Origin of the sequence: Pseudomonas sp. yb_2 (genome assembly GCF_043103905.1) — a bacterium.
Lineage (GTDB): Bacteria > Pseudomonadota > Gammaproteobacteria > Pseudomonadales > Pseudomonadaceae > Aquipseudomonas > Aquipseudomonas alloputida.
The window spans coordinates 88518-106692 of the sequence record NZ_JBICKH010000006.1 but is presented as its reverse complement, the minus strand read 5'-3'; the positions used below and the strand labels follow the sequence as shown (position 1 = coordinate 106692).

General features: G+C 62.1%; 15 protein-coding genes. 9 read left to right on the top strand and 6 right to left on the bottom strand.

The features are described from left to right. The first annotated feature begins 209 nt into the window (after window positions 1-209). The 3 genes from zwf to ACF8FB_RS01610 are packed head-to-tail and all read left to right on the top strand — an operon-like array spanning window position 210 to window position 3077. Window positions 210-1679, top strand: a complete 1470-nt coding sequence (gene zwf / locus ACF8FB_RS01620) for a glucose-6-phosphate dehydrogenase (RefSeq protein WP_010952201.1) — start codon at window positions 210-212, stop codon at window positions 1677-1679. Then, entirely contained in the window at window positions 1666-2379 is a 714-nt protein-coding gene (pgl, locus tag ACF8FB_RS01615) for a 6-phosphogluconolactonase (RefSeq protein WP_049588484.1), read from the top strand. The genes zwf and pgl overlap by 14 nt, the downstream gene beginning before the upstream one ends. A gap of 17 nt (window positions 2380-2396) precedes the next feature. Next, the gene (locus ACF8FB_RS01610) at window positions 2397-3077 is read left to right on the top strand and encodes a bifunctional 4-hydroxy-2-oxoglutarate aldolase/2-dehydro-3-deoxy-phosphogluconate aldolase (RefSeq protein ID WP_003255037.1); all 681 of its coding nucleotides are present in this window, start codon (window positions 2397-2399) and stop codon (window positions 3075-3077) included. Window positions 3078-3328: 251 nt separating this feature from the next. Here ACF8FB_RS01610 and leuA read toward each other — a convergent pair whose 3' ends face one another. From leuA to ACF8FB_RS01590, 4 genes are all read right to left on the bottom strand, one after another. Further along, window positions 3329-5002, bottom strand: a complete 1674-nt coding sequence (leuA, locus tag ACF8FB_RS01605; RefSeq protein ID WP_010952204.1) for a 2-isopropylmalate synthase — start codon at window positions 5000-5002, stop codon at window positions 3329-3331. Window positions 5003-5434: 432 nt separating this feature from the next. Continuing rightward, a complete protein-coding gene (locus tag ACF8FB_RS01600) occupies window positions 5435-6262 on the bottom strand; it encodes a peptidoglycan DD-metalloendopeptidase family protein (RefSeq protein ID WP_392510932.1) in 828 nt (275 codons plus the stop codon). Between the two features lie 3 nt (window positions 6263-6265). Further along, window positions 6266-7645: an exodeoxyribonuclease VII large subunit gene (gene xseA / locus ACF8FB_RS01595; protein ID WP_392510930.1), complete on the bottom strand. Its 1380-nt coding sequence runs from the start codon at window positions 7643-7645 to the stop codon at window positions 6266-6268. A 94-nt stretch (window positions 7646-7739) separates the two neighbouring features. Continuing rightward, a complete protein-coding gene (locus tag ACF8FB_RS01590; RefSeq protein ID WP_010952207.1) occupies window positions 7740-8618 on the bottom strand; it encodes a LysR family transcriptional regulator in 879 nt (292 codons plus the stop codon). Window positions 8619-8715: 97 nt separating this feature from the next. Between ACF8FB_RS01590 and ACF8FB_RS01585 the strand changes: the two genes are divergently transcribed. From ACF8FB_RS01585 to guaA, 4 genes are all read left to right on the top strand, one after another. Then, window positions 8716-9471, top strand: a complete 756-nt coding sequence (locus ACF8FB_RS01585) for a sulfite exporter TauE/SafE family protein (RefSeq protein ID WP_010952208.1) — start codon at window positions 8716-8718, stop codon at window positions 9469-9471. 47 nt (window positions 9472-9518) lie between these two features. Further along, window positions 9519-10076 (top strand): hypothetical protein, encoded by a 558-nt coding sequence (locus ACF8FB_RS01580; protein WP_003255027.1) that lies wholly within the window; start codon window positions 9519-9521, stop codon window positions 10074-10076. An 86-nt stretch (window positions 10077-10162) separates the two neighbouring features. Further along, on the top strand, window positions 10163-11632 hold the full coding sequence (gene guaB, locus ACF8FB_RS01575) for an IMP dehydrogenase (RefSeq protein ID WP_003255025.1): 1470 nt from the start codon (window positions 10163-10165) through the stop codon (window positions 11630-11632). A gap of 78 nt (window positions 11633-11710) precedes the next feature. Further along, complete coding sequence (guaA, locus tag ACF8FB_RS01570; RefSeq protein WP_010952209.1) at window positions 11711-13288, top strand: glutamine-hydrolyzing GMP synthase; 1578 nt, start codon at window positions 11711-11713, stop codon at window positions 13286-13288. 124 nt (window positions 13289-13412) lie between these two features. Here guaA and tri1 read toward each other — a convergent pair whose 3' ends face one another. Both tri1 and ACF8FB_RS01560 read right to left on the bottom strand, forming a co-directional pair. Continuing rightward, entirely contained in the window at window positions 13413-14480 is a 1068-nt protein-coding gene (gene tri1, locus ACF8FB_RS01565) for an ADP-ribosylarginine hydrolase Tri1 (RefSeq protein WP_012051362.1), read from the bottom strand. Beyond that, complete coding sequence (locus ACF8FB_RS01560) at window positions 14477-15952, bottom strand: DUF6861 domain-containing protein (protein ID WP_012051363.1); 1476 nt, start codon at window positions 15950-15952, stop codon at window positions 14477-14479. The genes tri1 and ACF8FB_RS01560 overlap by 4 nt, the downstream gene beginning before the upstream one ends. Before the next feature lie 340 nt (window positions 15953-16292). On the opposite strand from ACF8FB_RS01560, the gene ACF8FB_RS01555 reads away from it, so the two are divergent. Both ACF8FB_RS01555 and tadA read left to right on the top strand, forming a co-directional pair. After that, window positions 16293-17672, top strand: a complete 1380-nt coding sequence (locus ACF8FB_RS01555) for a multicopper oxidase family protein (RefSeq protein WP_392509157.1) — start codon at window positions 16293-16295, stop codon at window positions 17670-17672. Beyond that, the gene (tadA, locus tag ACF8FB_RS01550) at window positions 17672-18151 is read left to right on the top strand and encodes a tRNA adenosine(34) deaminase TadA (RefSeq protein ID WP_012051365.1); all 480 of its coding nucleotides are present in this window, start codon (window positions 17672-17674) and stop codon (window positions 18149-18151) included. Before ACF8FB_RS01555 ends, tadA begins: the two co-directional genes overlap by 1 nt. Window positions 18152-18175 lie beyond the last annotated feature (24 nt).

Here is an 18175-nt window from a genome sequence, read left to right as displayed (position 1 = left end):
GGTCCATGGGTGTGTCCTTGGGTCGGGAAGACAGCCGGCTGTGTGAGCAGCAGGCTTTTTGCACGGTCGTCTATCGTACTGTCGGTGCGGTTGACGTACCACTTGTCTGTAACACTTGTGTGTAATGTTGTGGTTTTTACTACATTATCCCTTGAAAACCGTGTGTGAAAGCGGTATTCCTAGACCAACTTTAGGAAAGAACCAACATCATGGCCGCAATCAGTGTCGAACCTTGCACCTTTGCCCTGTTTGGCGCCCTCGGCGACCTGGCATTGCGCAAGCTGTTTCCTGCGCTCTACCAGCTCGACCGGGCCAACCTGTTGCACCCGGACACCCGCCTGCTGGCCCTCGCCCGTGAGGTCGGCAGTGCGCAGGAGCACCTGGACAGCATCGAAGCCCACCTGCGCCGGCACGTGCCCGAGGCAGATATCGAGCCTGCTGCGCTGGGGCGCTTCCTTGCCCGCCTGAATTACCAGCACCTGGACTTCCTTCAGCCCGAGGGCTATCAGGCCCTGGCCGAGCAGCTGCCGGGCGAGCTGCCGCTGATCGCCTACTTCGCCACGGCGGCGGCGGTGTATGGGGCCATCTGCGAAAACCTCGACAAGGTCGGGCTGGCTGCGCGCACCCGGGTAGTGCTCGAGAAACCTATTGGCCACGACCTGGAGTCGTCGCGCCGGGTCAACGATGCCGTGGCGCGGTTCTTCCCTGAAAGCCGGGTTTACCGCATTGACCATTACCTGGGCAAAGAGACGGTGCAGAACCTGATTGCCCTGCGCTTCGCCAATAGCCTGTTCGAAACCCAGTGGAACCAGAATTCCATCTCCCATGTGGAGATTACCGTCGCGGAAAAGGTCGGTATCGAGGGCCGTTGGGGTTATTTCGACAAGGCCGGCCAACTGCGCGACATGATCCAGAATCACCTGCTGCAGTTGCTGTGCCTGATCGCCATGGACCCGCCCAGCGAACTGTCCGCCGATGCCATCCGCGACGAGAAGGTGAAAGTGCTCAAAGCCCTGGCACCGATCACTGGCGACGGCCTGAGCACCAGCGTGGTGCGCGGCCAGTACATTGCCGGCTACAGCGAAGGCAAGCCGGTGCCGGGTTACCTGGAAGAAGACAACGCCAACGCCCAGAGCGACACCGAAACCTTCGTCGCCCTGCGCGCCGACATCCGTAACTGGCGCTGGTCGGGCGTGCCGTTCTACCTGCGAACCGGCAAGCGCATGCCGCAAAAACTGTCGCAGATCGTCATTCACTTCAAGGAAACGCCGCACTACATCTTCGCCCCGGAACAGCGTTTGCAGATCGGTAACAAGCTGATCATCCGCCTGCAACCGGACGAAGGCATTTCTTTACGGGTGATGACCAAGGAGCAGGGCCTGGACAAGGGCATGCAACTGCGCAGTGGCCCATTGCAGCTGAATTTTTCCGATGCCTGGCGCAGTGCACGAATTCCGGATGCCTACGAGCGGCTGTTGCTCGAAGTGATGCGCGGCAACCAGAACCTGTTCGTGCGCAAGGACGAAATCGAGTATGCCTGGAAGTGGTGCGACCAGTTGATCGCCGGCTGGCGTAATGCGGGCGATGCGCCCAAGCCATACGCGGCGGGCTCCTGGGGGCCGATGAGCTCGATTGCACTGATCACACGCGATGGGAGGGCGTGGTATGGGGATATCTGAATTGAAACTGCCAGCGGCCGTGAAGGCTCATGAACTGGCGGATGCCAAGGCACTGTCCGTGTCCTTGGCTCATGATGTGGCTGAGCGCCTGCGCGCCGCGATTGCCGCCAAGGGGCAGGCCTGTGTGGTGTTGTCTGGCGGCCGCAGCCCGGTGCCGTTCCTGGAGAAACTGGCCAGCGAGCACCTGGACTGGGCCAAGGTCACTGTCAGCCTGGCTGATGAGCGCTGGGTGCCGGTGGAGCACGCCGACAGCAATGCCGGCCTGCTGGCCCGTCACCTGTTGAAGGGCGAAGCGGCCAAGGCCCGTTTCGTTGGCCTGTACCAGCAGGCGGAGAACCTTGATGCAGCTGCGCTCAAAGCTGACCAGGCCTTGGCCGAGCTACCGCCGATCGACGTGCTGGTGCTGGGCATGGGCGACGATGGCCATACCGCCTCGCTGTTCCCCGCCAGTCCCAACCTGGAAGCAGGCCTGGACCTGGCGGGCCCACGCCGCTGCCTGCCGATGCTGGCGCCGAGCGTGCCGCACCAGCGCCTGTCGATGACCCGTTCGCTGCTGGCCAGCGCGGCCTTCATCGCGCTGTCTGTGCAAGGCCAGGGCAAACTCGCTACCCTGCGCGCCGCGCTGGCGGGCAACGACCTTACTGAAATGCCGATTCGCGCTTTTCTTCACGACCCCCTGGACATCTACTGGTGCCCATGAGCCAAGGATCCACAGTCATGACCACCCTTGAACGCCCACAGCCCAAGCTCTCGATGGCTGATAAAGCCGCGCGGATCGACGCCATTTGCAAAAAGGCGCGCATCCTGCCGGTAATCACCATTGCTCGTGAGGAAGACATCCTGCCGCTGGCTGACGCCCTGGCCGCTGGCGGTATCCGTACCCTGGAAGTGACCCTGCGCTCACAGCATGGCCTCAAGGCCATTCAGGTGCTGCGTGAGCAGCGCCCGGAGCTGTGTGTCGGCGCCGGTACCGTGCTCGACCGCAGCATGTTCGCGGCGGTTGAAGCTGCGGGCGCGCAGTTCGTCGTTACCCCTGGTATTACCCAGGACATTCTCGAGGCTGGCGTGGACAGCGAAATCCCGCTGTTGCCGGGCATCAGCACGCCGTCCGAAATCATGATGGGCTATGCCCTGGGCTACCGCCGGTTCAAGTTGTTCCCGGCGGAAATCAGCGGCGGCGTAGCGGCGATCAAGGCCTTTGGTGGCCCGTTCGGCGATATTCGTTTTTGTCCTACCGGTGGTGTAAACCCGGCCAACGTGCGCAACTACATGGCACTGCCAAACGTGATGTGCGTGGGGGGAACCTGGATGCTCGACAGCAGCTGGATCAAGAACGGTGACTGGGCACGGATCGAAGCGTGCAGTGCCGAGGCGATGGCGCTGCTGGACGCTAACTGAAACAGTTGTGTGCTTTACGGCTTATGGGGCGCTTGGTCGGCGCCCCTTTTTTTTGCCTGGGGTATTTGCAGTGGTTGTGCTGGCCCTTTCGCGGGTAGACCCGCTCCTACGCACCGATTTGCGGTGGACACACACCGGGTTTTGGACACAGGCCGTCGTAGGAGCGGGTTTACCCGCGAATGGGCCAGTCCAGGCCCACAAAAAAAGCCCGCATCAAACGATGCGGGCTTTCTCATCCCTCATTCCAGGCTTCAGGCCGCCTTGGCTTCCTGCTGGCTCAGCGAGCGGTTCAGTGCACTGAACAGCGCCTTGAAGCTGGCCGTGGTGATGTTCTCATCGATACCCACGCCATGTACCGGGCGGCCACCGGCCACGCGCAGTTCGATGTAGGCAGCTGCCTTGGCATTGGTGCCAGCGCCAATCGCATGCTCGTTGTAGTCCATGATCTCCACGGCAATCGGCAGGCCGGCCACCAGTGCTTCCAGGGCGCCGTTGCCCTTGCCGCGCCAGTGCAGGGTGGTTTCGCCTTCACCGGCAACTTCCACTTCCACGGCGCTGTGGCCGTTTTCTTCCTGCAGGCGATGGCTGACCAGTGCATATGGCGCGTTGGCCTGGAGGTATTCCTTGTGCAGCAGGCTGTAGATCTGCTGGGCGGTCATTTCCAGGCCCAGGCGGTCAGTCTCACCCTGCACCACCTGGCTGAATTCGATCTGCATGCGACGCGGCAGGCTGATGCCATATTCCTGCTCGAGCAGGTAGGTGATACCGCCTTTGCCCGACTGGCTGTTGACGCGGATTACCGCTTCGTAGCTGCGGCCGATGTCGGCCGGGTCGATCGGCAGGTAAGGCACCTCCCACAGTTCCCCATCCTGCTGCTTGGCGAAGCCCTTGCGGATGGCGTCCTGGTGCGAGCCGGAGAACGCGGTATGGACCAGATCGCCCACATAGGGGTGACGAGGATGTACCGGCAACTGGTTGCATTCTTCGACCACCTTGCGCACGCCGTCGATGTCGGAGAAGTCCAGCAACGGGTCGATGCCCTGGGTGTAGAGGTTCAGTGCCAAGGTCACCAGGTCGACGTTACCGGTACGCTCGCCGTTGCCGAACAGGCAGCCTTCGGCACGGTCGGCGCCGGCCATGAGGCCCAGTTCGGTGGCAGCGATGCCGGTGCCGCGGTCGTTGTGGCAGTGCAGGCTGATGATCACGCTGTCGCGGCGGCTGACGTTGCGGCAGAACCACTCGATCTGGTCGGCGTAGATATTTGGCGTGGACACTTCCACGGTGGCCGGCAGGTTGAGGATGATCTTGTGTTCAGGGGTAGGGTTCCACACCTCGATGACCGCGTCGCAGACCTCCTTGGCGAACTCCATTTCAGTGGCGCTGAAGGTTTCTGGCGAGTACTGGAAGGTCCACTGGGTTTCCGGCTGCTGGGCGGCGTACTTGACGAACAGCTTGGCCGCGTTCACCGCGATGTCCTTCACGCCTTGCTTGTCCTGATTGAAGACGATGCGGCGGAACGACGGGCTGGTGGCGTTGTACAGGTGGACGATGGCCTTCTTCGCACCGCGCAGTGATTCGAAGGTACGGGCAATCAGGTCTTCACGTGCCTGGGTGAGCACCTGGATGGTGGTGTCATCCGGGATGTGGCCGTCCTCGATCAGGGTGCGCACGAAGTCGAAATCGGTTTGCGAGGCAGACGGGAACGAGGCTTCGATCTCCTTCACGCCAACCTGCACCAAGGTCTTCCAGAAGCGCAGTTTCTTCTCCGAGTCCATCGGCTCTATCAGCGACTGGTTGCCGTCACGCAGGTCGGAACTGCACCAGATAGGTGCCTGGGTGATGGTCTTCGACGGCCAGGTACGGTCAGGCAGGTCGATGGTCGGGAAAGCGCGGTATTTCTTCGAAGGGTCTTTGAGCATGGTCATGGAAGCAATCCTTTTGTGTGCGGCCGAGATCGGGCCTGCCGAGCGATAACGATATGAAGAGGCGAGGCGACGCGATTCAGCCTGGTAGTCGGGCGCTGACCAGGCAGAGGCTGCGATGTTGTCGGAGCAGGATGAGGGTGCTGAAGGTTTTCATGCCTTCAAACTTAACCAGTGGGGTGGGGGATGGCAAGCGTTCGGGAAAAATTGAGAGGAATGCTTAAAAAAAGCCATTAGGCGAGATTTTATGGCTTGGATCTGCTGGGCGCTTATTGATGTTTGCGCAGTATTTTTCGATGGCGCAACACAGTTGAACTGCTGTCGACTGTGCTGGCCTCTTCGCGGGCATGCCCGCTCCCACAAGTATTGTGCTGTGTCTGAAGGCTTCGCTGTACCTGTGGGAGCGGGCGTGCCCGCAAAGCAGGCGCCGCAGTTTCAGGGCTGGAACGCGCCAATGAAAATCGCCGGGTCCACCCGCGCATCGTTCAGGCTGACGTTCCAGTGCATGTGCGGCCCGGTTGCCCGCCCGGTCGAGCCCACGCGCCCGACCACCTCGCCACGACGCAGTTGCTGGCCGACCTGCACATCGATTTTCGACATGTGGCAGAACATGCTGATAAAGCCCTGCCCATGGTCGACGAACACCGTGCGGCCGTTGAAGAAATAATCCCCCACCAGAATCACTTTACCATTGGCGGGTGTCTTGATCGGCGTGCCTGCCGGCACCGCAAAATCCAGCCCCGCATGCGGGTTGCGTTCTTCGCCGTTGAAGAAGCGGCGCACGCCGAACTTGCTCGACAGCGGGCCGTTGACCGGCTTGTCGAGAACCAGGTTGCTCGGCAGGTTCGGGCTGAAGCTGCGGTAGGCCTTGATCTGCTCGGCCAGCTCGCGCTCGATGCGTTTGAGGTCGGCCGGGTTCGGGTTGACCTGGCGCGTGTTCTTCAGGGTGATGCGCTGCTCAGGGTACTTCTTGCTGCGTACGCTGAAAGGCAGGGTGCGCCCGCCCTGGTTCAGCACTGCGGTGCCGGGCTTCTGGGTCAGCGGGATGCCGACGATGGCCAGCCAGTTGTCCTGCTCCTTCACCACCAGCACCGGCTTGCCGTCGAAACGGGCGCTGGGTGCATTGGCGGCGGGGCCCAGGTCGACGACTGCCACACCGCCGGGTACCGGTTTGTTCAGTGTGCGGGTGATGTAGCTGGCCTGGGCGCCGCCGGCCAGCAGCAGCAGGGAAAGGGCAAGCAGGGGCGCGAGCATGCGGGGCATGTGTCAGTCCAGTAGTGAGAGGGTGACCGGGGTCAGGTGGTTGTCTTCGACCCGCACCAGCAACTCGCCTTCGTTCAGGCGGGCGGTCAGGCGTTGGCCATTGCGGGTCTGTTCGGCGCTGCGAATGGCCTGGCCTTGCTCATCCAGCAAAATGCTGTATCCACGGGCCAGAGTGGCCAGCGGACTGACCACCTGCAGTGTCTGCAACTGGGCCTGGAACCGCTGGCGACGGTCCTTGAGCACCTCGCGCATGGCCCGTGGCAGGCGCTCGGCCAGGCTGTCCAGGCGCTGGTTCAGCAGTTTCAGGTTACGCCCCGGATGCTGCGCGGCCAGGCGGGCGTCCAGGCGTGCCAGGCGTTCGCGGCGCTGGTTGAGGTTGAGCATGAACGCGCGACGCAGGCGCATGTCCAGGTCGTCCAGGCGTTGAGCCTGCTGGCGCAAACGCTCGCCTGGGTGGCGCAGGCGCCGGGTGAGTGACTCCAGGCGCAGGCGGTCGTGGGTCAGGCGGTTCTGCATGCGCAGCAGCAGGCGCCGTTGCAGGCCATCCAGGCGTTGCCGAAGGCCGCTGTTGTCAGGGGCCAGCAGCTCGGCGGCCGCAGACGGGGTGGGCGCGCGCACGTCAGCCACGAAGTCGCTGATCGACACGTCGGTTTCATGGCCCACGGCGCTGACAATTGGCGTGACGCAGGCGGCCACGGCACGCGCCACGGCTTCCTCGTTGAAACACCACAGGTCTTCCAGCGAACCCCCACCCCGCGCCAGGATCAGCGCATCGAAGCCGAGGCTGTCGGCCTGGCGGATGGCGCGTACGATCTGCGCGATGGCTTCGTGGCCCTGTACCGCCGTAGGGATCAGGTTCAGTTCCACCTGCGGGGCACGGCGGCCGAACACGCTGATGATGTCGCGGATCACCGCGCCAGTGGGCGAGGTGATGATGCCGATGCGCTGCGGGTGAGCCGGCAGTGGCTTCTTTCGTTCGGCGCTGAACAGCCCCTCGGCCCCGAGCTTTTCCTTCAGGGCCTCGAAAGCCAGGCGCAGCGCGCCATCACCGGCTGGCTCGACGGTGTCGAGAATCAGCTGGTAGTCGCCACGCCCCTCGAACAGCGAAACCTTGCCACGCACCCGCACCGCCAGGCCGTCGCGCAGCGCCTGGCGTACCCGCGTGGCGTTCTGCCGGAACAACGCACAACGCACCTGGGCGCCGCTGTCCTTGAGGGTGAAGTACATGTGGCCGGACGCCGGGCGGGCGAGGTTGGAGATTTCGCCTTCCACCCACACGCTGCGGAAAACGTCTTCCAGCAGCACGCGGGCGCGGCCGTTGAGTTGGCTGACGGTAAGGACCTCGCGGTCCAGCCCGAGTCGTTCGAAAGGGTCTTTGATCATGGCTGGCATCATAAATGACATCGGCCCCGGTTGTCTGTCTTGCCCCTATTGTCAGCCTTGACCCAATCCTTGTGGGAGACCGCAACCGGTGCCTTCAGCCCTGCATCGTCGCCACGAACTGCCGCACCAGTTGCCCCGCATCACGGCGACAGGCCAGTGCCACTGTGCTCTGGCAATCACCCTCCAGCGCTACGAAGCTGACTGAAGCCGGGGCAATCTCGCACATGCACCGCGGCAACAACGCCACCCCAAACCCCGCCTGTATCAGCTGCAACTGCGTAGTCTTGCGCGACAGTACCTGCGCCGCCTGCGGGAAGAACCCTGCCTCCATGCACAACGAGGCAGACAAGTAGCTCAAACCACCACGATCCCGGTGCGGGATGGAAATGAAGCGCTCTTCCTTCAATTGCTCCAGTTGCACGTGCTGAGTACCCGCCAAGGGGTGTCCAGCGGCGACCGCCAGCAACAAGGGTTCGTCGAACAACTCGTGCAGCACCACGCCTTCATGCTGGCGCAGCACCGGCAAGCGCAACAGGCCGATATCCAGCCGTCCGGCAGCAATGTCTTCCAGCTGTGCCTCCGATGACTGCTGCGCAATCTCCAGCGAAACCCCTGGGTTGTGCTTCAGGTAGTTCCCCAGGCGAGCCAGAAGCCCGCCGGTCAGTGGCACGGTGCTGGAATGGTTCAGGCGCAAGCTGCCTTGCAACCCTTGGCCAATGTCACGGGTAACCCGCTCGGCCTGTGCCAGGTCGGCCAGCAAGCGTCGCGCCCGTTCAAGAAAGGCCTGACCCGCCAGCGTCAGGCGAGGCAGGCGCGCCGTGCGTTCGAACAGCGGCGTGCCGAGTTGTTGCTCCAGCTCCTTGATCTGCCGGCTAAGGGCCGACTGGGCGACGTACAGGCGCTCGGCTGCACTGCTGAAACTGCCGCACTCGGCGATCTCCACGAAGTAACGCAACTGTCGGATTGACGTCATGTCATGCCTTTTCGAGATGGCTTTTGGGATAAAGGCATATTAGTCGGCATGGCTCATGGCTGGCTAACCTTTGCCTGTCTTCCCAGGAACTGCTGCCATGCTTGCCCAACTGTCGTTTTCCGGCCTTGACTGGCTGCCGATCCTGTTCGCCATTGCCGCGGCCTACATCGTCTTCGGCATCGCCGGTTTTGGTACTGCACTGGTGGCGGGGCCGGTGCTGATTCACTTCATGCCGTTGTCACGCATCATCCCGTTGCTGGTGCTGCTGGATTTCGTGGCCGCGTTCGGCAACCTGCTGCCGTCGCGCCGGGATGTGGTCCGCAGTGAATTGCTGCGGCTGCTGCCCTTCATGGCCTTGGGTTGTACGTTGGGCGTGGTGTTCCTGCTGCAACTGAAGTCCGACCTGTTGCTGCTGTTGATGGGGGTATTCGTGACTGCCTATGCACTTTACGGGCTGGCAGTGAAAGTGAGGCCAGCGAGCCTGTCCGGCTTCTGGGCGGTGCCGATGGGCACGGCAGGCGGTTTGTTCGGGGCTTTGTTCGGCAGCGGCGGGTTTCTTTATGCCCTTTACCTGAGCGCACGGCTGGAGGTGAAGGAACAGGTACGCGCCACCCAGAGCGCGCTGATCAGCTGCAGTACGATAGTGCGTCTGTCGCTGTTCCTGATTGCCGGTGTCTATGCCGACCAACGCCTGCTGCTGCTCGCCGCCTGCCTGCTGCCTGTCATGTTCATTGGTCTGTGGGTAGGGCGTCGGTTGACCAACCGGTTGTCCCGCGAAGCGTTCGTACGGCTGGTGACCTGGCTGGTGCTGGCCAGTGGGCTGGCGTTGATTGGTCGCTACCTGAGCGCCTGAGCGGTAGAATTGCGTCATTACCGGCGTTTCTCAGGCTTGTCCCGTTCATGAACACCCAGAGCATCATCGTTCCAAAGCTGTCTACCGTCCCGGTGCATGAAGCCCGTGCCCGCGCCATCCTGCGCTGGCTGGTGCGCGAAAAGGTCGTCGAGGAGCAGCTGACCACCTGTGGCCGCACCGGTAACCGCATGGGCCATGCCCTGGCGGCAGGGGCGCGCAAAGTGGCCCTGCACCCGGAAAAACTGCCCTTCGGCGAACCGGTCAACGGCCTGGAAGTGATGCTCAAACGCTGCATCTATACCCCCACCGAAGGCTTCCTTGAAGAAGCCGGTTGCCCGGAGTGCCGGCGCGAGGTAGGTGAGCCGTTGTTCGAAAGCCTGGAAGAGTGGATGCCGGCAGTGAGCGACAACTTTACCTGCCCACTGTGCGGCTTCGAAGATGACATCAATGGCTTCATTTACCTGCAGCCATGTGCCTTTTCCAACCTGGGGTTCATCTTCAACAACTGGGGCGAGGCCGGGTTCACCCAGGCCTTTCTCGACAGCTTCGCCGACTGGCTCGACCAGCCGGTGGCCGTGGTGCAGGTAAAACTGCCACAAGCCTGACCGAAGGCCCTTATTTTGCATTGAGCGGCGCGCCATGCATGAGTATAATGGCGCGCTTCCATTTTTCCCGCCCGGGAGCCCCCGCGATGCTGCGTATCAGCCAAGAAGCCCTGACCTTCGACGATATCCTCCTTGTACCTGGCTATTCCGAGGTACTGCCCAATGAAGTCAGTCTCAAGACCCGTTTGACCCGTGGCATCGAGCTGAACATTCCGCTGGTTTCCGCTGCCATGGATACCGTGACCGAAGCGCGTCTGGCCATTGCCATGGCTCAGGAAGGCGGTATCGGCATCATCCACAAGAACATGACCATCGAACAACAGGCCGGCGAAGTGCGCAAGGTCAAGAAGTTCGAGGCTGGCGTGGTCAAGGACCCGATCACCATCGACGCCGATGCCACTGTGCGCGACCTGTTCGAGCTGACCCGCCTGAACAACATCTCCGGCGTGCCGGTACTGGCGAACGGCGACCTGGTCGGCATCGTCACCTCCCGTGACGTGCGCTTCGAAAATCGCCTGGACGCCAAGGTACGCGACGTGATGACGCCGAAAGAGCGCCTGGTCACCGTCCGCGAAGGCGCCGACAAGAACGAAGTTCGCGAGCTGCTGCACAAGCATCGCCTGGAAAAAGTCCTGATCGTTGACGACAAGTTCAACCTCAAGGGGATGATGACCGTCAAGGACATCGAAAAGGCCAAGGCTTACCCGCTGGCCAGCAAGGACGACCAGGGTCGCCTGCGCGTCGGCGCCGCCGTCGGCACCGGCAAGGACACCGGCGAGCGCGTTGCTGCCCTGGTGGCGGCTGGCGTTGATGTCGTCGTCGTCGACACTGCCCACGGCCACTCCAAAGGTGTGATCGACCGCGTACGCTGGGTGAAGGAAACCTACCCGCAAGTGCAGGTGATCGGCGGCAACATCGCCACCGGCGCTGCCGCCAAGGCCCTGGCCGAAGCGGGTGCCGACGCGGTCAAGGTCGGTATCGGCCCTGGCTCTATCTGCACCACCCGTATCGTTGCCGGTGTCGGCGTGCCGCAAATCAGCGCCATCGCCAACGTCGCAGCAGCACTGGAAGGCACTGGTGTGCCACTGATCGCTGACGGCGGTATCCGCTTCTCCGGTGACCTGTCCAAGGCCATCGTTGCCGGTGCTTCCTGCGTGATGATGGGTTCGATGTTCGCCGGTACCGAAGAGGCCCCGGGTGAAGTCGAGCTGTTCCAGGGCCGTTCCTACAAGGCCTACCGCGGCATGGGCTCGCTGGGCGCCATGGCGCAGGCGCAGGGTTCGTCCGACCGTTACTTCCAGGACTCCTCGGCCGGCGCCGAGAAGCTGGTACCGGAAGGCATCGAAGGCCGCGTTCCTTACAAAGGCGCCCTGGCCGCGATCATCCACCAGCTGATGGGCGGCCTGCGTTCGTCCATGGGCTACACCGGCAGCGCAACCATCGAAGAAATGCGCACCAAGCCGGAGTTCGTGCGCATCACCGGTGCCGGCATGGCCGAGTCCCACGTGCACGACGTGCAAATCACCAAAGAAGCCCCTAACTACCGCGTAGGCTGAGGCTTCCAGCTACAACATAAAGCGGGGCTGTCATGACAGCCCCGCGTCGTTTCCGATTTCCACTGACGAGATTGAGTCATGGCCCTCGACATTCACGCTCACCGCATCCTGATCCTCGATTTCGGTTCCCAGTACACCCAGCTGATCGCCCGCCGCGTGCGCGAAATCGGCGTGTACTGCGAACTGCACCCGTTCGACATGGACGATGAAGCGATCCGCGAATTCAACCCGCGCGGCATCATCCTCGCCGGCGGCCCCGAGTCGGTCCACGAAGCCAACAGCCCGCGCGCTCCGCAGGCCGTGTTTGACCTGAATGTGCCTGTGCTGGGTATCTGCTACGGCATGCAGACCATGGCCGAGCAGATGGGCGGCAAGGTAGAAGGTTCCGACCTGCGTGAGTTCGGCTATGCCCGTGTGGACGTTGTCGGCAAGAGCCGCCTGCTCGACGGCATCGAAGACCACGTTGATGACGACGGCGTGCTGGGCCTGGACGTGTGGATGAGCCACGGTGACAAGGTCACCCAGATGCCTGGCAACTTCAACATTCTGGCCAGCACCCCAAGCTGCCCGATCGCCGGCATGTACGACGACGTCCGCGGCTACTACGGCGTGCAGTTCCACCCCGAAGTGACCCACACCAAGCAAGGTGGTCGTATCCTGTCCCGCTTCGTGCAGGACATCTGCGGCTGTGAAGCCCTGTGGACGGCGTCCAACATCGTCGAAGACGCCATCGCCCAGGTGCGTGCGCAAGTCGGTTCGGCCAACGTTCTGCTGGGCCTGTCCGGCGGCGTTGACAGCTCGGTGGTTGCCGCGCTGCTGCACCGCGCCATCGGCGACCAGCTGACCTGCGTATTCGTCGACAACGGCCTGCTGCGCCTGCACGAAGGCGACCAGGTGATGGCCATGTTCAAAGAGAACATGGGCGTCAAGGTGATCCGCGCCGACGCTGAAAAGCAGTTCCTCGACAACCTGGAAGGCGAAGCGGACCCTGAGAAGAAGCGCAAGATCATCGGCCGCACCTTCATCGACGTGTTCGATGCCGAAGCCAGCAAGCTGGAGAACATCCAGTTCCTCGCCCAGGGCACCATCTACCCGGACGTGATCGAGTCGGCTGGCGCCAAGAGCGGCAAGGCCCACGTGATCAAGTCGCACCACAACGTAGGTGGCCTGCCGGAGGAGATGAACCTCAAGCTGGTCGAGCCGCTGCGTGAACTGTTCAAGGACGAAGTGCGCAAGATCGGCCTGGAGCTGGGCCTGCCGTACGACATGGTCTACCGCCACCCGTTCCCGGGCCCGGGCCTGGGCGTGCGTATCCTCGGCGAAGTGAAGAAGGAATACGCCGACATCCTGCGTCGCGCCGACCACATCTTCATTGAAGAGCTGCGCAAGGCCGACTGGTACCACAAGACCAGCCAGGCGTTCGTGGTGTTCCAGCCGGTCAAGTCGGTCGGCGTCGTCGGCGACGGCCGTCGCTACGCCTGGGTCGTGGCCCTGCGTGCCGTCGAGACCGTGGACTTCATGACCGCGCGTTGGGCACACCTGCCGTACGAGCTGCTGGAAACTGTCAGCGGTCGTATCATCAACGAAATCGACGGTATCTCGCGCGTTACCTACGATGTGTCGAGCAAGCCGCCGGCGACCATCGAGTGGGAATAAGCCGGCACATGGCAGTAGCCAGTGTCAGATGACCTGTAACACACAAAGGCCCGCGTAATCGCGGGCCTTTGTCATTCTGAGGTCTATCGGCTCCTCACGTTCATCTGCCCCGCTGCGTGCAATATCACAGCGAGTAGAACGGGTCGCTTTCAGGCGCCTGGTCGTGCAGCGCTTGGGCGAGGTCCTGTATGTGTTCTGACCACGCCACTGTCTTTACCCATTGCACGGGCATACCGGATACCCCGTACAACGCCCCGGCTAGTTGCCCCGCCACGGCTGCCACACTGTCGGCATCGTCTGCCAGGTTTGCGGCCAGAAGCACTGCGTCCCTGAAGTTGTCGGTATTCCACACCGCCCACAGTGCAGCTTCCAAGGTGTCGATGACATACCCTGAAGAGCGGATCTGATCGCGGCTTTTTTCCTTGTATTCGCCAGCGTTGATGATGGTGGCGCGGGCTTGCAGCGGGCGGACCATAGGGCGGCACATTTCATCCTTGTCCGCGCCGTTCAGGGCGAGGTGCAGCTGCGCACCCAGCAGTTCGCAACAACTTAGTGCTTCGGGCGCCCGGTGGGTGGTCCGACTCTGACTTTGAGCTTCGCGCCAGGTGGACGGTAGCATGTGGCGCCTGAAAATGGCGGTCGGGGCGAGTCGGATGATCGAGCCATTACCGGCCGTGTTCGGGTCTGTGTTGCCTGACCAGTCCAAGCCTTGCCGTAGCCATCCTTCCAAGGCAAGGCGGGTTGCATTGCCAATGTCGAAGCAGACACCGTTAGCGCTGTTTTCCCCTTGCTTGTACCACCTGCACAGACGCTCAAGATAATCGGCATGGTCAAATCGCATGCACGCCAGGTACGAGTCCGCCAGGCAAAGCGCCATGCTCGTATCATCGGTCCACTCACCTGGCTTGAGCCTGAACGGCCCGCCGCCGACCATGTCATCGACATGCTTGGCATCACGGGGCAAGAACTCCAGCGTGGTGCCTACGGCATCGCCAATGGCCAACCCCAGCAATGCCCCCTTGGCTCTGTCGAGCGATTGATCGGGGGTGAGTGTGCAGGCGCGCGAATTTTGCCATTGCGGGTGTACGTAGCCACGGCTTGCGGATTCGCGTGGGGTGGGCGCTGGCAGCAAGTGGTTGTACCGGTAGGCATATTCGGTAACGGCGAGGGTGGAGCTGTGCAGGTCGATCATAGTACTTCTTCTAATAAGAGACGAGTCGTGGGGCCTTGTTCAATCCGATTCAGTACTCTGAAAGAGGTACCTGGCGGGTACAGTACCTCCGCTTCGGGAATTTGCGTGAGGAAACTGATGTCCTTGCCGGATACGCCGCGTACGACCATCTGGGTATTGCCCGAAAACGGTGTTGTAGCGGATGAGCTGAAGAATGCCATGTCGGTCTCTACTGCACCCATTTGCATCCGATTGAGCACATGCTGCGGAAGATCCGTTCCACGATAGGTTTCAGCGCCTAAGTAGCGAGGCAAGCGTGCCAGCCCTTCGGTTGCATGCTCGGCAAAGGCCTTGATACCAGGCGTAGCAGTGCCTTCGCGCAATGCTTGGTTATACGCCTTGTACACATCGTTGGTAGAGTAGCCGTAAAGTGCGCCTATTTGATCGTCGCTGAGCAGTCTCGAAAGCTCCGGGGCCCGTATGTCTGCCCGAGCGCGGCCTTCGGCAATCCATCGCTCTGCCATGTCCTTGCCCACTGCATCGCGCAGGCTCATGAGCTTCTTCGGCGCCGCTGCAACGGTTTTTTCCGTGGCTTGCGTCGCTGGGGGCAGCTCTGGCTCCGCTTTCTTAAGCGGCGTTGCGGTTTTCATCTGCAGCTCAGGTTCGATCAGCAGCCTGTTCTGGTTTTTTGCCAGCCAGTTGGCCAACTGCTTGTTGGAAATCTCGGCCTGAAGCTTGGCGCTGCGGCTGGCGATGCTTTCCATGCTGCTCATCACGCCGGCTTTCATCTGCCCGCGGGTCAGGTAGGTCACGATCGCCATCAGCAAAAGCATCACGAGTTGCTCTTGTCCGCGTGCCAGTTGCCTTGCAGCTTGTTCGGTACGTTCTTGAACCAGCGCGGCCGAGCCGCCCGAAGGATCGAGACCCGAGGGTTTCAGGCCGTCTTCGGCAGTCCACGCGGTTGCAAGCCCCTCTTGCATCGAGGCCAGGCAGGCGGGAAGCCCTTGATAGAAATACTCCGCGATGGCGGCCAGGCCCAATGCCATCAGGATCAGGTTACCGACCTGCAGGCCGATACCGCTGCCTGCGACCACCCCAGGTGCCGCGCCCACGCCAAAGGCAAGAGAACCTACCGCGCCGCCTATAGCGCCGCCTAGCGCGACGCTGCCGCCGAGAATCATCACCACTTCCTGCACGAGCTTGAGCAGCACGGGCAAAATCTGGTCGATGTTGATGGATGCCCATTTGCGGGACAGATTTGACTGCATCATGGGATAAGACAGCGCCATCGCCTGCCGGACGTTGTCGATCCGGTGCCCGCCTACAGCGCCATAGGCCTGGCTGGCGCCATCGCTTACACGGCGGGTGAAGCCGTCCCAGCTGTCATGGGCACTGCGCAACCCGCTGCTGACGCTCTGATTCAGGGCGCTGAACTTCTGGTCCAGGTTGCGTTCGATGTCGTCCCAGCTAGGGACGTAAGCTGATAAGTCCATTTACCATTGCATTCCTTTAGAGAAGGCCCGGTGAGTGTGCTGGCTGAAGGCGATTCATTCCCATGCACCGCCCTGGCAGTCAAGCCAACTGCCAAATAAGCTGATGGTTGCCTTGCGAGGCATTTTCTCATCTGAGGTGCCTCTGGCAATGGTGTCAATTTGATGTTGGCGCTGTCGATTGGTTCCGCTACGCCTGCCGTCCAGCCAATGCCGTGGCTAAAGCGGACGATGCTTGGATACTTCACTTAATATTTCCCATTTGCAGGTGTATCGTATTCGCCCCTCATCGTCAGCGCCTTGCTGGCAGACTGATTGCGCAGAACACGAGGTACCCGCACCGATGTCCTTCACCCGTCGACAAATGCTCAAGGGCCTGACCGGCCTGGTTGTGGTTGGCCTGGGCGCCGGTGGCGCGGCGCGTTACTGGCTGGGCAAGGTCGAAGACGACAGCGCAGGCCACGATTATGAGCTGATCGCAGCACCCCTGGACGTCGAGCTGGTGCCGGGCTTCAAGACCGAGGCCTGGGCCTTCGGCCCATCGGCCCCGGGCACCGAGCTGCGCGTGCGCCAGGGCACTTGGCTGCGGGTACGCTTTATCAACCATCTGCCGGTCGAAACCACTATCCATTGGCACGGCATTCGCCTGCCGCTGGAAATGGACGGCGTACCCTATGTGTCGCAGTTGCCGGTCAAGCCGGGTGAGTACTTCGATTACAAATTCCGCGTGCCGGACGCCGGCAGTTACTGGTACCACCCGCACGTCAGCAGCTCTGAGGAGCTAGGCCGCGGTCTGGTCGGGCCGCTGATCGTCGAGGAACGTGAACCCACCGGGTTCCAGCATGAGCGTACGCTGAGCCTGAAGAACTGGCATGTGGACGAGCAGGGCGCATGGCTGCCTTTCAGCATTCCGCGCGAGGCTGCGCGCAACGGCACTGCCGGGCGGTTGATCACCATCAACGGCCAGGCCGACTCGATCACCGAGCTGCCGGCCGGCCAGGTGGTGCGGGTGCGCGTGCTGAACCTGGACAATACCTGGACCTACCGCCTCAACCTCAAGGGCAACTGCGAGGCGAGAATCTATGCCCTCGACGGCAACCCGGTGACCCCGCGTGCGCTGGACGAATACTGGCTAGGCCCTGGCATGCGTATCTGCCTGGCCATCCGCATTCCTGAGGCGGGTGAGGAAATTTCCCTGCGCGACGGTTTCGTGCGCCTGGGCACCCTGCGTTCGGTGGCCAGCAACGACGCGCCGAGTGACTGGCCGCCCGCGCTGCCGCCCAATCCGATCGCCGAGCCGGACCTGGAGAATGCCGAAAAGCTGAACTTCAATTTCGAGTGGGCGGCCGGCGTCTCTGTCACCGCTGATCCGGCCAAACCGTCGAGCATGTGGCAGATCAACGGCCAGGCCTGGGATATTACCGACAAGACCTGCGCCGACCGCCCCATCGCCACGTTGCAGAAGGGCAAGAGCTACATCTTCGAGCTTAAGAACATGACCCAGTACCAGCACCCGATCCACTTGCATGGCATGAGCTTCAAGGTGATCGCCTCCAACCGTCACGACATCAAGGAACCGTGGTTCACCGACACCTACTTGCTGGGCAAGAACGAGCGCGCCCAGGTAGCACTGGTGGCGGATAACCCTGGAACCTGGATGTTTCACTGCCACGTCATCGACCACATGGAAACCGGCCTGATGGCCGCGATTGCGGTGGTCTGATGCGCCCGCAGATCATCGATCGCAGTCGCGATCAGGAATTCATGCGCCTGGCGCTGGCCTTGGCCGCCGAAGGCGCGGCGTTGGGCGAGGTGCCAGTGGGGGCGGTGCTGGTGCAGCATGGGCAGGTGATCGGCCAGGGTTTCAACCGGCCGATCATCGACAGCGACCCCAGCGCGCATGCCGAGATGGTGGCGATCAGGGCGGCAGCCAGGTCGGCCAGCAACTACCGGCTACCCGGCAGCACCCTGTATGTGACCCTGGAACCGTGCAGCATGTGTGCGGGGCTGATCGTGCATTCGCGGGTGATGCGCGTGGTGTTTGGCGCGTTGGAACCCAAGGCTGGGATCGTGCAGAGCCAGGGGCAGTTCTTTGGCCAAGGCTTTCTCAACCACCGGGTGATGGTGGAGGGCGGGGTGCTGGCGCAAGAGTGCGGGCAGATCCTCAGCGACTTCTTCAAGGCCCGCCGGGCTAAGGCTTGAGCTGCACCGGCCTCTTCGCGGGCA

Bases quoted from the DNA above. Each gene is read 5' to 3' on its own strand.
- zwf (WP_010952201.1), top strand. From the start codon at position 210: ATGGCCGCAATCAGTGTCGAACCTTGCACCTTTGCCCTGTTTGGCGCC.
- pgl (WP_049588484.1), top strand. From the start codon at position 1,666: ATGGGGATATCTGAATTGAAACTGCCAGCGGCCGTGAAGGCTCATGAA.
- ACF8FB_RS01610 (WP_003255037.1), top strand. From the start codon at position 2,397: ATGACCACCCTTGAACGCCCACAGCCCAAGCTCTCGATGGCTGATAAA.
- leuA (WP_010952204.1), bottom strand. From the start codon at position 5,002: ATGACCATGCTCAAAGACCCTTCGAAGAAATACCGCGCTTTCCCGACC.
- ACF8FB_RS01600 (WP_392510932.1), bottom strand. From the start codon at position 6,262: ATGCCCCGCATGCTCGCGCCCCTGCTTGCCCTTTCCCTGCTGCTGCTG.
- xseA (WP_392510930.1), bottom strand. From the start codon at position 7,645: ATGATCAAAGACCCTTTCGAACGACTCGGGCTGGACCGCGAGGTCCTT.
- ACF8FB_RS01590 (WP_010952207.1), bottom strand. From the start codon at position 8,618: ATGACGTCAATCCGACAGTTGCGTTACTTCGTGGAGATCGCCGAGTGC.
- ACF8FB_RS01585 (WP_010952208.1), top strand. From the start codon at position 8,716: ATGCTTGCCCAACTGTCGTTTTCCGGCCTTGACTGGCTGCCGATCCTG.
- ACF8FB_RS01580 (WP_003255027.1), top strand. From the start codon at position 9,519: ATGAACACCCAGAGCATCATCGTTCCAAAGCTGTCTACCGTCCCGGTG.
- guaB (WP_003255025.1), top strand. From the start codon at position 10,163: ATGCTGCGTATCAGCCAAGAAGCCCTGACCTTCGACGATATCCTCCTT.
- guaA (WP_010952209.1), top strand. From the start codon at position 11,711: ATGGCCCTCGACATTCACGCTCACCGCATCCTGATCCTCGATTTCGGT.
- tri1 (WP_012051362.1), bottom strand. From the start codon at position 14,480: ATGATCGACCTGCACAGCTCCACCCTCGCCGTTACCGAATATGCCTAC.
- ACF8FB_RS01560 (WP_012051363.1), bottom strand. From the start codon at position 15,952: ATGGACTTATCAGCTTACGTCCCTAGCTGGGACGACATCGAACGCAAC.
- ACF8FB_RS01555 (WP_392509157.1), top strand. From the start codon at position 16,293: ATGTCCTTCACCCGTCGACAAATGCTCAAGGGCCTGACCGGCCTGGTT.
- tadA (WP_012051365.1), top strand. From the start codon at position 17,672: ATGCGCCCGCAGATCATCGATCGCAGTCGCGATCAGGAATTCATGCGC.